11 protein-coding genes and 1 tRNA gene are annotated in these 13,979 nt (G+C 64.0%); 7 read left to right on the plus strand and 5 right to left on the minus strand.

Going from position 1 to position 13,979, the window contains the following annotated elements:
- Positions 1 to 46 precede the first annotated feature (46 nt).
- A complete protein-coding gene (locus QCE69_RS00090) occupies positions 47 to 1,435 on the plus strand; it encodes an MFS transporter (RefSeq protein WP_309912851.1) in 1,389 nt (462 codons plus the stop codon).
- A gap of 6 nt (positions 1,436 to 1,441) precedes the next feature.
- Here the strand turns inward: QCE69_RS00090 and dbpA are convergent, their stop codons facing one another.
- Together dbpA and QCE69_RS00100 are read right to left on the minus strand one after the other, a co-directional pair.
- Complete coding sequence (gene dbpA / locus QCE69_RS00095; protein ID WP_309928774.1) at positions 1,442 to 2,824, minus strand: ATP-dependent RNA helicase DbpA; 1,383 nt, start codon at positions 2,822 to 2,824, stop codon at positions 1,442 to 1,444.
- Positions 2,825 to 2,829: 5 nt separating this feature from the next.
- Positions 2,830 to 3,024, minus strand: coding sequence for a hypothetical protein (locus QCE69_RS00100; protein ID WP_309811225.1), 195 nt, complete (start codon positions 3,022 to 3,024; stop codon positions 2,830 to 2,832).
- Between the two features lie 207 nt (positions 3,025 to 3,231).
- Between QCE69_RS00100 and QCE69_RS00105 the strand changes: the two genes are divergently transcribed.
- A complete protein-coding gene (locus QCE69_RS00105; protein WP_309928775.1) occupies positions 3,232 to 4,089 on the plus strand; it encodes an AraC family transcriptional regulator in 858 nt (285 codons plus the stop codon).
- Between the two features lie 67 nt (positions 4,090 to 4,156).
- Here QCE69_RS00105 and QCE69_RS00110 read toward each other — a convergent pair.
- A tRNA-Lys gene (locus QCE69_RS00110) sits at positions 4,157 to 4,232 on the minus strand.
- A gap of 167 nt (positions 4,233 to 4,399) precedes the next feature.
- Between QCE69_RS00110 and QCE69_RS00115 the strand changes: the two genes are divergently transcribed.
- From QCE69_RS00115 to QCE69_RS00125, 3 genes are read left to right on the plus strand one after another with little or no spacing between them, the layout of a single operon-like run.
- Complete coding sequence (locus tag QCE69_RS00115; protein ID WP_309913004.1) at positions 4,400 to 4,807, plus strand: PaaI family thioesterase; 408 nt, start codon at positions 4,400 to 4,402, stop codon at positions 4,805 to 4,807.
- Positions 4,808 to 5,677 (plus strand): patatin-like phospholipase family protein, encoded by an 870-nt coding sequence (locus tag QCE69_RS00120; RefSeq protein ID WP_309928776.1) that lies wholly within the window; start codon positions 4,808 to 4,810, stop codon positions 5,675 to 5,677. It begins immediately after the preceding gene.
- 16 nt (positions 5,678 to 5,693) lie between these two features.
- Positions 5,694 to 6,170: an OsmC family protein gene (locus tag QCE69_RS00125; RefSeq protein ID WP_309928779.1), complete on the plus strand. Its 477-nt coding sequence runs from the start codon at positions 5,694 to 5,696 to the stop codon at positions 6,168 to 6,170.
- Between the two features lie 7 nt (positions 6,171 to 6,177).
- Here the strand turns inward: QCE69_RS00125 and QCE69_RS00130 are convergent, their stop codons facing one another.
- Complete coding sequence (locus QCE69_RS00130; RefSeq protein WP_309913011.1) at positions 6,178 to 7,194, minus strand: D-2-hydroxyacid dehydrogenase family protein; 1,017 nt, start codon at positions 7,192 to 7,194, stop codon at positions 6,178 to 6,180.
- A gap of 481 nt (positions 7,195 to 7,675) precedes the next feature.
- Here QCE69_RS00130 and QCE69_RS00135 point away from each other — a divergent pair, with 481 nt between their 5' ends.
- Positions 7,676 to 9,547 (plus strand): phosphoenolpyruvate carboxykinase (GTP), encoded by a 1,872-nt coding sequence (locus QCE69_RS00135; protein WP_309928782.1) that lies wholly within the window; start codon positions 7,676 to 7,678, stop codon positions 9,545 to 9,547.
- Positions 9,548 to 9,898: 351 nt separating this feature from the next.
- The gene (locus tag QCE69_RS00140) at positions 9,899 to 10,987 is read left to right on the plus strand and encodes a LysR family transcriptional regulator (protein ID WP_309913017.1); all 1,089 of its coding nucleotides are present in this window, start codon (positions 9,899 to 9,901) and stop codon (positions 10,985 to 10,987) included.
- A 113-nt stretch (positions 10,988 to 11,100) separates the two neighbouring features.
- Here the strand turns inward: QCE69_RS00140 and QCE69_RS00145 are convergent, their stop codons facing one another.
- Positions 11,101 to 13,755 (minus strand): DNA topoisomerase III, encoded by a 2,655-nt coding sequence (locus QCE69_RS00145; RefSeq protein WP_309928783.1) that lies wholly within the window; start codon positions 13,753 to 13,755, stop codon positions 11,101 to 11,103.
- Between the last annotated feature and the right edge of the window lie 224 nt (positions 13,756 to 13,979).

Here is a 13,979-nt window from a genome sequence, read left to right on the forward strand (position 1 = left end):
AGAACGTCCTCAAGACCAAGAGCTGCCCCACGATCCCGACGCCCCGATGACCCCGCTCGAACGGCGCGGCATGGCGGCGATCCTGTTGTCGGTCGCGCTCGCGACGCTCGACACGGCCATTGCCAACACCGCGCTGCCGGCCATCGCCGCTGATCTGCATACGACGCCCGCCGCGTCCGTCTGGATCATCAACGCGTATCAGCTCGCGATGGTCGCGACGCTGCTGCCGTTCGCCGCGCTCGGCGGCATTCTCGGGCATCGTCGTGTGTACCTGGGCGGGCTGGTGCTGTTCCTGTTCTCGTCGGCGCTGTGCGCGTTCTCCTGGTCCCTGCCGACGCTCGTCGCCGCGCGCCTGCTGCAAGGTCTCGGCGCGAGCGCCATCATGAGCGTCAACGCCGCGCTCATCAGCGCCATCTTTCCGCCGCATCGGCTGGGGCGCGGCGTCGGGCTGAACGCGCTGGTCGTCGGCATCGCATTCGCCGTCGGGCCGACGGTCGCGTCCATCGTGCTCTCGCTAGGCACCTGGCCGTGGCTGTTCGCGGTGAATCTGCCGGTCGGCGTGTTCGCGCTGATGATTGCGTGGCCGTCGTTGCCGCAGACCAAACGTGCCGAGCACGGCTTCGATCGCGTGGCGGCCTTGCTCAACGTCATTACGTTCGCGTCGCTGATCTTCGCGCTCGGCGAGGCGTCGCAGCGCGCGCCTACGCAGATCGTGCTCGCATCGTTCGGCGTGACGCTGGTGGCGGGCGTGTTGCTGTTGCGCCGCGAACGCGGTCATCCCGCGCCGATGCTGCCCGTCGATCTCTTCCGCCGCCCCATGTTCGCCCTCTCGACGATGACCGCGATCTGCTCGTTCGCCGCGCAGGGGCTCGCGTTCGTGTCGTTGCCGTTTTTCTTCGAGAGCGTGCTCGGCCGCAGTCAGGTCGAGACCGGATTCCTGATGACGCCGTGGTCCGCGCTGGTCGCGCTGATGGCGCCGATTGCCGGCCGTCTGTCCGACCGGCAATCGCCAGGCTTGCTCGGCGGAATCGGACTCGCGCTGCTGTGCGTGGGGATGGTGTCGCTGGCCATGCTGCCCGCGCAGCCGCACGTGCTGGAGATCTGCATCCGCATGGCCATATGCGGTGCGGGCTTCGGGTTCTTTCAGTCGCCGAACCTGAAGGCGTTCATGTCGAGCGCGCCGCGTGAACGCAGCGGCGGCGCGAGCGGCGTGATTGCGACCTCGCGTCTGATCGGACAGGCGACGGGCGCGGCGCTCGTCGCCTTGTGTTTCAGCATTGCCGGCAAGCATGGACCGACGCTCGCGCTGTCGCTGGGCGCGGCCTTCGCGGGCGCGGGCAGTATCGCGAGCGGCCTGCGGTTGATGACGCGCAATCCCGCGAACCCGACGTCCAAGCCGGACAACATCGCCGGCGGTCCCTCGCAGAAAGTCTGAACCTGCCTACATGCGGCGCACTTTCACCTTGCGCCCCTTGAGCTTGCCATTGCCGAGCCGGCGCACGGCGTCATCGGCGACGCCGCGTTCGACCGCCACGTAAGTGACCATGTCCATCACGTTGATCTTGCCGATCTGCTTGCCGTCGAAGCCCGCTTCGCCGGTGAGCGCGCCTAGCACGTCGCCGGGACGGATCTTGTCCTTGCGGCCGCCGAGGATCTGAAGCGTCGCCATCGGCGGCTTGAGATGCCCGGGCTCGGCCGACGTCAGTTCGGCCAGCGGATGCCACTCCACCTCGGCGCGCTGCGCCTGTTCGATCGAACCGACGCGCCCCATTTCATCCATGCTCGCCAGCGACAGCGCCCAGCCTTCCTGATCCGCCCGTCCCGTCCGGCCGATCCGATGCACGTGCACTTCCGGATCCGGCGTGACATCGACGTTGATGACTGCTTCGAGCTGAGCGATGTCGAGACCGCGCGCGGCGACATCGGTTGCAACCAGCACCGAGCAACTGCGGTTGGCGAATTGCACGAGCACCTGATCGCGCTCGCGCTGTTCGAGTTCGCCGTGCAGCGTCAGCGCTTCAAAGCCTTGTGCAAGGAGGACATCGAGCAGATCGCGGCATTGCTGCTTGGTGTTGCAGAACGCGAGCGTGCTGACCGGGCGATAGTGATCCAGCAACAGGCCGACGGCATGCAGGCGTTCGTGATCGGCGACCTCATAGAAGCGCTGCTTGATCTTCGCGTTGCTGTGTTGCTCGACGAGCTTGATCTCGCGCGGATTGCGCAGGAACTGCTGGCTCAGCTTGGCGATGCCTTCCGGATAGGTTGCCGAAAACAGCAAGGTCTGGCGATCCTTCGGACATTGACGCGCAACCGATGCGATGTCGTCGAAGAAGCCCATGTCGAGCATGCGGTCGGCTTCGTCGAGCACGAGGGTGCGCACGGCGTCGAGTGCGAGCGTGCCGCGCCCGAGGTGATCCATGATGCGCCCCGGCGTGCCGACGGCAATATGCGCGCCGTGTTCGAGGCTCGCGATCTGCGGGCGCATTGGCGTGCCGCCGCAGAGCGTCAGCACTTTCACGTTGTCCTCGGCGCGCGCGAGACGGCGGATTTCCTGCGTGACCTGGTCGGCGAGTTCGCGGGTCGGACAGAGCACGAGAGCTTGCACGGCGAATTGCTTCGGATCGAGCTTGGCGAGCAGCGGCAGCGTGAACGCGGCGGTCTTGCCGCTGCCGGTCTTCGCCTGCGCAATGAGGTCGTGGCCCGCGAGTGCCGGCGGCAGACTGGCGGCCTGGATCGGCGTCATCGATTGATAGCCGAGCTGCTGCAGGTTCGCCTGCATCGCGGGCGTGAGCGGCAGGCTGCTGAAAGAGGTGTCGGTGGTCATGTCGATCAGCGCTCGCCGTGGGGCGGGACGTCGCGAAGTTGTTCGTAGGAGACTTGGCCGTCGGCCGCTTCGTGACGGGCGACGTAGTTGCGCGCGCCGCACATCGGGCAGCGGAACAGGAGGCCTTGGCCCTCGTTCTTGATGACGACGTCCGACGGCTCCCACTGTGCTTCGCAGGACTGGTTTCGGCAGGTGAACATGTTCGATGGTTCTCGTTGTTGCATCGCGCGCGGGCGCGGTGTGCGCTCGGCGGCGTGATTGCTTCGTTCAAACACGGAAGTGTACGCGTCTCGCGAGGCGAGGCGGTCGGCGTGGGCTTTTGGGGCGTCGTGGAAAGTCAGCAAGAAATGCTAAAGCGGGTCGTGCTACTTTTTGAGCATCGAACTGACTTGTTCCCGGAGCACGGCATGCGCGAGAAGCTTTACGAGACGCGGCTCGCGCGCGTGGTGACTTATATCCACGATCATCTCGACGACGAACTCGATCTCAATCGTCTCGCCGAGGTGGCGTGTCTGTCGCCGTATCACTGGCATCGGATCTATCACGGATTCTATGGCGAGACGGCGGCGGCGACCGTGCGGCGCTTGCGTTTGCATCGTGCGGCGAACGAGTTGCTGCATGGTGAGGCGCAGATCGATTCAATCGCCACGCGGGCCGGATACAGCAGCGCGCAAGCGTTCTCGCGGGCGTTTCAGGCGAGTTACCGGATGGCGCCGGGGCAATTCCGGAACGAGGGCGGCGCTTCGATGTTCGGAGCGATCGATGGAATCCGATCGGAGGAGGGAGCGATGCAACAACATCAGGTCGATATTCGTACGCAGGAAGGATTCAGTGTCGCGGCGATCGAGCATCGGGGCGATTACATGGGCATCGGTCGCGCGTTCGAGATGCTGTTTCACTGGCTGGCGACGCGCGGTCTCATCGATCCCCGGGCAAGGTCGCTCGGCATCTATTTCGACGATCCCTCAGCGGTGCCGGCTGAGGAACTGCGGTCGATGGCATGCTGCGAGTTGTTCGAGCCCGACGCGGTGAAGTTCGAGGCGCCGGTGTCGCGTGTTGAGGTTGCTGGTGGCGAGTTTGCGGTGCTCACGCATGTCGGGCCTTATGCGCAGCTTTGCTTCGCGTATCAGTGGCTGTATGGGGAGTGGCTGCCGAAGTCGGGCAGGGAAACCGGCGATGCGCCGGTGTTCGAGGTGTATCTCAACGATCCGAGAGGGACCGCGCCGGCGGATCTGGTCACGGAGATCTGGGTGGGGGTGAGGTAGGTGATTCGACAGATCCCCGCAAAGCAAAAAGCCCAGTCACGAGGACTGGGCTTTTGCATGAATCGGGTGGTGGGGCGTGAGTGACTCGAACACTCGACCTACGGATTAAGAGTCCGCTGCTCTACCAACTGAGCTAACGCCCCAACAGAAGCGAAATTATAGCGGTGGTTTTCTGAACAGCGCAAGCCCATTTTCGCAAATTTCTGAAAAATTCCTGTGCACCGCGTCATGGCGGAGAGGCCCAACCCACCTCACCCGCCCGTTATCATTGGCGAATTCCCCGCCCTACGCCCAAGCCAAAACAAACCTCATGGACGATCCCGCCATCCGCGCCTTGCTCGACAGCATTCTCGCGCCCTGGGTCAAAGACCTGCACCTCACCCCGGCCGATATCACCGCCGACGCCGTCACCCTCCGCCTGCCCCATTCCGATCACTTGCGCCACGCAGGCGGCGTCATCTGCGGCCAGGTCTTCATGGCCGCCGCCGATACCGCGATGGTCGTCGCCATCTCGCACGTGATGGGCGGTTTCTCGCCGATGACCACCGTCTCCCTGAACACCACCTTCATGCGCCCGGTAAAGTCCGGCGACGTCCTCGTCACCGCCCGCGTGCAAAAGCGCGGCCGCAATCTCGTTTTCGGCGACATCGAAATGCGCGACGCGCAAGGCGAGCTCGCCGCCCACGCCACGACAACCTACGCACTCATCAACCAATAAATGTTCGACCAAGTCGTATTCGCGGGCGGCGGCAACCGCTGCTGGTGGCAAGCCGGCTTCTGGGACGTCATCCGGCCCGAGCTGAACCTGAAGCCGCGCATCATCGCGGGCATCTCGGCGGGCGCCGCCACGGCCTGCATGCTCTACACGAACGAATCGCGCCGCGTGATGGCGTACTACGCCCACGTCCTGCGCGACAACACGAGAAACGCCTACTGGGGCAACCTGCTGCGCGGCGAGTCGGTGTTCCCGCATTACCGCATCTACCGGCAGGCGCTGCTCGACATCTTCGCCGACCGCTTTGCTGAACTCCGGCATGCGCCCGAGATCCGCATCGGCGTGTCGCATCTGCCGCGCTGGCTCGGCGCGCGCAGTGCGGTCGCGGCCGGTCTCATCGCGTACAACATCGAGAAGTACCTGCGCAAGACGCTCCATCCGACGCTCGGCCAGACGCTCGGTTTCCATCCGGAGTTCGTCAAGGCACAGGACTGCGCCACGGTCGAGGATCTCGCCGACCTCATCCTGCAATCGTCGAGCACGCCGCCGTTCACGCCGATCCTGCGTCGCCAGGGCCGTCCCGTGCTGGACGGCGGCATGGTCGACAACGTGCCCGTCTCCGCGCTCGATGCCGCGCCGGGTCTCGTCCTCGTCATGGTCACGCGGCTCTATCCGCGCGAGCGCATGTTCGTCGTGCCGCATGGCGCGCAGCGGCGCATCTACATTCAGCCGTCGCGCAAGGTGCCGATTTCAAGCTGGGACTACACGAGTCCGTCCCAGATGCAACATGCTTACGACCTGGGCCGCGCCGACGCCGATGACTTCCTCGAACGCCTGCCGCGTCTCATGGAAACCGCATCGCAACCTGTCTGAAGATGAGGAGCACATCGTGGCGAAGCAGCACACCTATGAACTGACCGTCGACTGGACGGGCAACCTGGGATCGGGCACCTCCGCCTACGACGCCTATTCGCGCGATCACCTCGTGCGCATCGGCAGCAAGACGGCGATAGAAGGTTCGAGCGATCCCGCCTTCCGCGGCAATCCCGCGCGTCACAATCCGGAGGAGTTGTTCGTGGCGTCGCTGTCGTCGTGCCACATGCTCTGGTATCTGCATCTGTGCGCGACGAAAGGCATCGTCGTGACCGGCTACGTCGATGAAGCCGTCGGCACCATGCAGGAGGAAGCGCAGGGCCATGGCCGCTTCGTCGATGTGCTGCTGCGCCCGCACGTGACCATCGGCGCGGGCGGCGATCCGGCTCTCGCGGCGCGCCTGCATGAAGAGGCGCATCGCTATTGCTTCATCGCCAACTCGGTGAACTGTCCGGTCCGTTGCGAGCCCGCCATCGATATATCAACGCTATGACACCGCGCTAGCGCCGTCGCACGTGCTGCAACGCTTCCTTGTTTGAGACGCTCGACGTGTCGCCGGCATCGAACGCAAGGATGTTCTTGAACGCGGCGCTGAAGTACAGCTCGTAGCTCTCGCGCTCCACATACCCGATGTGCGGCGTGCAGATCACGTTCTCCAGCCGCAGCAGGCCATAGCCTTGCAGGATCGGCTCGCTCTCGAAGACATCCACCGCCACCATGCCCGGCCGGTTGTGATGCAGCGCGTTCAGCAGCGCATTGTCTTCCAGCAGTTCGGCGCGGCTCGTGTTGACGAACAGCGCCGTGGGCTTCATCCGCATCAGATCGTCTTGCTTGACCATGCCCGTGGTCTCTTCGGACAGACGCAGGTGCAGCGTCAGCACGTCGCTCTGTTCGAAGAGCGCTTCGCGGCTCTCGGCGACCGCATGACCATCTTCACGCGCGGCAGTCTGTGAATGCTCCCGGCCATACACGAGCACGTTCATGCCGAACGCCTTGCCATAGCCCGCCACCAGCTTGCCGATCTTGCCGTAGCCCCAGATGCCGAGCGTCTGGCCGCGCAGCACCTGGCCGAGACCGAAGTTCGGCGGCAGCGCCGACGTCTTCAGGCCGGATTGCTGCCACGCGCCCTGTTTGAGATTGGCGACGTACTGCGGAATGCGTCGTTGCGCCGCCATGATGAGCGCCCACGTGAGCTCCGCCGGCGCCACCGGCGAACCCGTGCCCTCGAGCACCGCGATGCCGCGTTCGGTACAGGCATCGATATCGATGTGCCCGCCGCCTGCCCGTCCGGTCTGGCTGATCATGCGCAGCTTCGGGCACTTGTCGAGCAGCTGCGAACTGATGCGCGTCCGTTCGCGAATCAGCACGAGGGCGTCGACTTCCGAAAGTCTGCTGGCCAACTGTCCGAGCCCGCGCACCGTGTTATTGAAGACTTTTACCTCATGGTCATCGAGCAGATGGAAGCAATCGAGCTTCCGGACGGCGTCCTGGTAGTCGTCGAGGATGGCGATTTTCATGGGCATTGGTTGGCTTTTGTTAGGCATCAAACGTGCTGTATTTCGGGCAAGCGCGAGAATAGAGCACTTGAATTCGGGTTAATACCGACAAATTGTGCTCCGGCGGCCCTGCTTCGATGCATCACGGCACCCGCGCGATGCGATGTTATGCTTGACTCCCACATTTCAGGAGCCCTGTATCTCAGCGCCAAAGAAAGAATTTCAGCGCAACTTGCGGAAACCACGGTAATCCGCGACGAGACCGGCCACTTAGTATCTCTTTTTAACAGTTTGTTCCTTCGCGACGCAAGCCGTGGAGCAGTACGGCACTTATGCTGAAGGATTCATGCCCGTGACGCCGCAACGGCTGGCGAACCGCATTTCGTGCGATGAATCCGTCCATCGCGACCGCACGAAAACGCCCGGCGGTTCGCCTCGCAAGCCTCTCGCACGCAGCGTCTGAGGGCCCAGGTTTTCATTGCAGAGAACGGAGACAAGCTCGATGAACCAGCCCGCAGTAGTCGAAGACCACAATAACAAGTCCATCGAAGTCGATGCGCCGGCGCATGTCCGGCACCGCAAGCTCATCGAATGGGTGCAGCGCATCGCCGCCGTGACGAAGCCGGACCGTATCGAATGGTGCGACGGCTCGCAGGAAGAATACGACCGGCTCTGCCAGCAGATGGTCGATGCCGGCACGATGAAGAAGCTCAACCCCGAGAAGCGCCCCAACTCTTTCCTCGCGTGCTCGGATCCGTCCGACGTGGCGCGCGTCGAGGACCGCACGTTCATCTGCTCGCAGCGTCGTGAAGACGCCGGCCCCACGAACAACTGGATCGATCCGCAGGAAATGCGCGTCACGCTCGACGGCCTGTTCGACGGCTGCATGCGCGGCCGCACCATGTACGTCGTACCGTTCTCGATGGGCCCGCTCGGCTCGCCGATCGCGCATATCGGCGTGGAGTTGTCGGACAGTCCGTACGTCGTGACGAACATGCGCATCATGACGCGCATGGGCCGCGCGGTGTACGACGTGCTCGGCGAGGAAGGCGAGTTCGTGCCGTGCGTGCACTCGGTGGGCGCGCCGCTGGCGGACGGCCGCCAGGAGGTGCCCTGGCCGTGCAACGACACGAAGTACATCGTCCACTTTCCGGAATCGCGCGAGATCTGGAGCTTCGGCTCGGGCTACGGCGGCAATGCGCTGCTCGGCAAGAAGTGCTTTGCGCTGCGCATCGCCTCGACGATGGGCCGCGACGAAGGCTGGCTCGCCGAACACATGCTGATTCTCGGCGTGACGTCGCCGCAGGGGCGCAAGTATCACGTCGCGGCGGCGTTTCCGTCGGCGTGCGGCAAGACCAACTTCGCGATGCTGATTCCGCCGAGCGACCTGAACGGCTGGAAGGTGACGACCATCGGCGACGACATCGCGTGGATCAAGCCGGGCCGCGACGGCCGCCTGTACGCGATCAATCCGGAAGCGGGCTACTTCGGCGTCGCGCCGGGCACGAGCGAGAAGACCAACTTCAACGCGATGGCCACGCTGAAGGAGAACGTGATCTTCACGAACGTAGCGCTCACCGATGACGGCGATGTCTGGTGGGAAGGCATGACGGATACGCCGCCCGCGCATCTGATCGACTGGCAGGGCCGCGACTGGACGCCGGCGATCGCGAAGGAAACGGGCGCAAAGGCTGCGCATCCGAACGCGCGTTTCACGGCGCCGGCGTCGCAGTGTCCGTCGATCGACGCGGACTGGGAGAATCCGGCCGGCGTGCCGATCGACGCGTTCATCTTCGGCGGCCGCCGCTCCAACACGGTGCCGCTGGTGACGGAAGCACGCGACTGGAACGAAGGCGTCTACATGGCCGCGACGATGGGCTCCGAAACCACGGCGGCCGCGGCGGGGCAGCAGGGCGTCGTGCGCCGCGACCCGTTCGCGATGCTGCCGTTCTGCGGCTACAACATGGCGGACTATTTCGGCCACTGGCTCAAGATGGGCGAGCGCCTGGACGCGATGAACGCGAAAGTGCCGAAGTTCTTCTGCGTGAACTGGTTCCGCAAGGGCGACGACGGCAAGTTCGTGTGGCCGGGTTTCGGCGAAAACATGCGCGTGCTGAACTGGATGATTGGCCGGATCGAAGGCACGGCGCAGGGCGAGGAGCACGCGTTCGGCATTTCGCCGCGCTACGAGGACATCGACTGGGGCGCGCTCGGTTTCTCGCGCGAGCAGTTCGAACAGGTCATTTCGGTCAATGACACGGCCTGGCGCGACGAACTTGCCCTGCACGACGAGCTCTTCACGAAGTTGCAGCAGGGACTTCCGGGCGCTTTGCCGCAGGCCAAGGCAGGGATGGAGAAGCGTCTGGCGGCTTGAACCGGTTTGATCGGCGGGGCGATCAGTCGCGGCATGTGCCGGATTGGTAACGCCGATCAAATCAATCCCCAATATAGGGCCCGCCGTCGCGGGCCCGTTTTCTGCGCATCTACACCGGCAAAATCCGCCGCGCCAGCCTCGACAAAATTCCGCTTGCAGGAATCCGGCCGATCAAGCGTTGTGTGATCCGCAACAATCGGTGATCTTTCATCTGCGTAACAGGCCCCGCCGACCGTTTTTTTTCGACTTTTTCCGGTTTCCCGGCAACTTCTGCACGAAACGCCCAGTCCTAGGATAATCCTGAATTGCGTTGCAGCAGAATTCAAGCCGCATGGCGGCAGGAGTTGTCTTATGGATCATTTGCAGTCGATGAGAGTGTTCGTCCGCGTCGCCGATCTGGGGAGTTTCGCCCGGGCCGCGAGCGCGATGGACATCTCCAATGCAGTGGCGACCCGTCACGTTGCGGACCTCGAAGGTCGCCTCGGCACGCGTCTTCTGAATCGCACGACGCGCAGTCTCTCGCTCACCGAGTCCGGTCAGGTTTATCTGGAGCGGGCGCGGCAAATTCTCGACGAACTCGAAGACGTCGAACAAATGGTGGTGGCGCGCAATCACGAACCGCTGGGTTCGCTGCGAATCGTCGCGCCGGTGGTCTTCGGCTTGCACAATCTCGCGCCGGTGTTGCAGACCTACGCCCAGCGCTATCCGAAAGTCATTCCGGACGTGACGCTGGTGGACCGCCAGGTCGATCTGGTCGAGGAAGGCTTTGATGTCGGCATCGTCATCGCGCGGCAGGTGAAGAGCGCGAGCGTCGTGACGCGGCGCCTGACGACGGGTTGCATGACCGTCTGCGCGACGCCCGCGTACCTGGAGAAACACGGTACGCCGACGCGCCCCGAACATCTGCTCGAACATCCGTGCCTGAGCCTGCCTTCGGAATATTGGGGCGACGAGCGCGTGTTCACGGGTCCGGAAGGCGAAGTGCGCGTGCGGCCGCAGAACGTGATCATCGCGAACAACACCGAGATGCTGAGACAGTTCGCGCTGCTCGGCATGGGCATCGCGATCCTGCCGAGTTATCTGATCGGCAACGATACGACGCGCGGCCAGCTCGTGCGCCTGCTCGGCGATCATCAATTGCCGCAGGTCGAGATCAATGTCGCGTATCCGAGCCGGCGTCACTTGCCGGCGAAGGTGCGTACCTTCATCGATCATCTGGTCGAGCATTTCAGCCAGACGCCGAATCACCAGCTCGGCGAGCAATGGATTCGCGACGGCCGTGGCCAGCCGGTCGCGCCGGCGGCTCAGTCGCACTACGAGCACGCCGACGACGAACCGGCCCCGCCTCCGCGTGCGCGTCCGATCGATGGCGAACTGGGCCCCAAGCTCGCCAAGCCCTCACGGACGCGTGGGCGGGTGCCGGCGGCATCGCCGTTCTGAAAGGCTCGCGCCAGGCGCAGATGAAAAACAACCCCCGCGAAGATGCTTCGCGGGGGTTTTTCTTTGGGACCGGCGGAACCGGCTGAACCGCCGGCCAGGGAACTGAAACGCGCTCAGCTCGTCTTGCGCGCCGTGGTCTTCTTCGCGGCAGCTTTCTTCGCGGGCGCCTTCTTGGCGGCGGCAGGCTTGACGCGCGTGGTCTTGGCGGCCACGGCGACGTCGCTGTCGCCGGCATCGTCGCCGCTGTCCACCGGCGCTTCGGCCGACGCCGCGCCACGCTTCGCAGCGGCCGACTTCGCCGCCGGCTTGCCTTCCTTCTTCTCGAATTCGAAGCCGATCTTGCCGTCCGGCTGCTTGACGAGAAACGCCTTGAAGTTACGTCCGGTACGCGACGACTTGAAGCCCGTCAGCAGGTCCGTGCGGCCTTCGCCGAGCAGCTTCTGCATCTGCTCACGCGCGATTTCCTGTTGCAGGATGACCTTGCCCGAACGGAAGTCGCAGGTCTTCGGATTCGCGACCGAGTTCTCGCACACATAGCTCATGCCGTGCTCGAACACCCGCGACCGGCACTTCGGACAGGCGCCGACCGGCGTCTGCTCGGAGAAATCGGGCGGTTCGCCGTCTTCGCCGCCGCTGTCCTGGCCGAAGTCGAATTCGAGCTTGTAGTTCTTGATCTCGTCGTCGAGCGCGAGCTTGAGAATGGCCGAGAACGGCCGGCCCATCTTGCTGCGGAAACCCGACAGCGGGCCGATGGTCTTCTCGCGCAACAACTCCTCGACTTCGGGAATCTCGAACTGCCGGCCGCCCGGAATCTTCGAGATCGAAAATTCGCACTTGGTGCAGGCGAAGCGGCGATAGTTCTCCTTCACCTGCGAGCCGCAGTGCGGGCAGGGCGTTTCGAGCGTCGCGTAATCGCCGGGGATCGTGTCGGAGTCGTATTCCTTCGCCCGCTTGACGATGGTCTGCGTCATGCGCGCGATTTCCTGCATGAAGGCATCGCGATGCAGGTTGCCACGTTCCATCTGCGAGAGCTTGTGCTCCCATTGACCGGTCAGCTCGGGCGCGGTGAGTTCCTCGACGCCGAGACCGCGCAGCAGCGTCATCAGCTGGAACGCCTTGGCGGTCGGAATCAGCTCGCGGCCTTCGCGCACCATGTACTTTTCGCCGAGCAGCCCTTCGATGATCGCCGCGCGCGTGGCCGGCGTGCCGAGCCCCTTCGCGGCCATCGCATCGCGCAACTCTTCGTCTTCAACGAGCTTGCCCGCGCCTTCCATGGCCGAGAGCAGCGACGCTTCGTTGTAGCGCGCCGGCGGCTTGGTCACGAGGCCGTGAGCGGCGACCTTCTCGACATCGACCTTCTCGTCCTTCTGCACCGGCACGAGATTGCCGTCCTCGCCCGCGGCTTCGCGGCCGTAGATCTGCAGCCAGCCCGGCTCGACGAGCACCTTGCCTTCGGTCTTGAAGTGATGCCCGGCGACCTCGGTGATACGCGTGGTCACGAGGAATTCCGCAGCCGGGAAGAACACGGCCAGGAAGCGCTTGACCACCAGGTCGTACAGCTTCTGCTCCGGCTCGGACAGCGCCTTCGGGGCCTGGAGCGTCGGGATGATGGCGAAGTGATCGCTGATCTTCGAGTTGTCGAAGATGCGCTTGTTCGGCTTCACCCAGCCCTTGTCCAGCACCTGCTTGGCAAACGGCAGATAGTTATTGCTGTCCTTGAGCATGGTCATGGTGTCCTTGACCGTGCTCAGGTAGTCCTCGGGCAGCGCGCGTGCATCGGTACGCGGATAGGTGAGGACCTTGTGCTTTTCGTACAGCGCCTGCGCGAGACCGAGGGTGTTCTTCGCCGAGAAGCCGAAGCGGCTGTTGGCTTCGCGCTGCAAGCTCGTCAGGTCGAACAGCAGCGGCGACATCTGCGTGGACGGCTTCGATTCTTCCGTGACGGTGCCGGTCTTGCCACGGCAGGCCGCCACGACCGATTCCGCCGCCGCCAGGCTCCACAGGCGCGAATCGCGCTGCTCGGGGTCGTTCTCGACCCGCTTGAACTTTGGATCGAACCAGCGACCTTCATACAGGCCCTTCGCGGCGATGAATTCGGCGCGCACTTCCCAATAGTCGCGCGGCACGAAGCGACGGATTTTCTCTTCACGTTCAACGACGATCGACAAGGTTGGCGTCTGAACGCGTCCGACCGTGGTCAGGAAGAACCCGCCGCCCTTGCTGTTGAACGCGGTCATCGCGCGCGTGCCGTTGATGCCGACCAGCCAGTCGGCTTCGGAGCGGCAGCGGGCGGCGTCGGCGAGCGGTTGCATGTCGGCGTCGCTGCGCAAGTTCGCGAAACCTTCGCGGATCGCGGCGGGCGTCATCGATTGCAGCCAGAGCCGCTGGACCGGATGCTTGGCCTTCGCGTGCTGCGCGATCAGGCGGAAGATCAGTTCGCCCTCGCGCCCCGCGTCACATGCGTTGATGAGACGGTCGACGTCCTTGCGCTTCATCAGCTTGGTCAGCACCTTGAGGCGCGACTCGCTTTTGGCGATCGGATTCAGGTCGAAATGCGGCGGAATGACCGGCAGATTGGCAAAGCTCCACTTGCCGCGCTTGACGTCGTATTCCTCGGGCGCGGCGATCTCCAGCAAGTGGCCGACGGCCGACGAGAGCACGTAGTCGTCGCTCTCGTAGTACTCGTCATGCTTGGTGAAGCCGCCCAGCGCCCGCGCGATGTCGTTCGCGACGGAGGGCTTCTCAGCGATGATCAGGGCTTTGGACATGACTCAATAAATTTGGTAACTGGCAGCGGCCCAGTTTGGGCTGCTTCAACGACCGCTTTATAGCACAGGCTTTGCGCGGTGGGCGCCGAAGCGCGATGGCGGCGTTGCGGCCGGCTGCCTGAAAAGGTGAATTGAACATGGCGTTGCGCGCGATTCGTGCCCGCATTTTGTCTGCTCCCTGTCCCTTTTTACGCGCTCGCTTCACATCCCGCGCCGGGCCGGGC

This window comes from Caballeronia sp. LZ032, from assembly GCF_031451315.1.
Classification (GTDB): Bacteria; Pseudomonadota; Gammaproteobacteria; order Burkholderiales; family Burkholderiaceae; genus Caballeronia.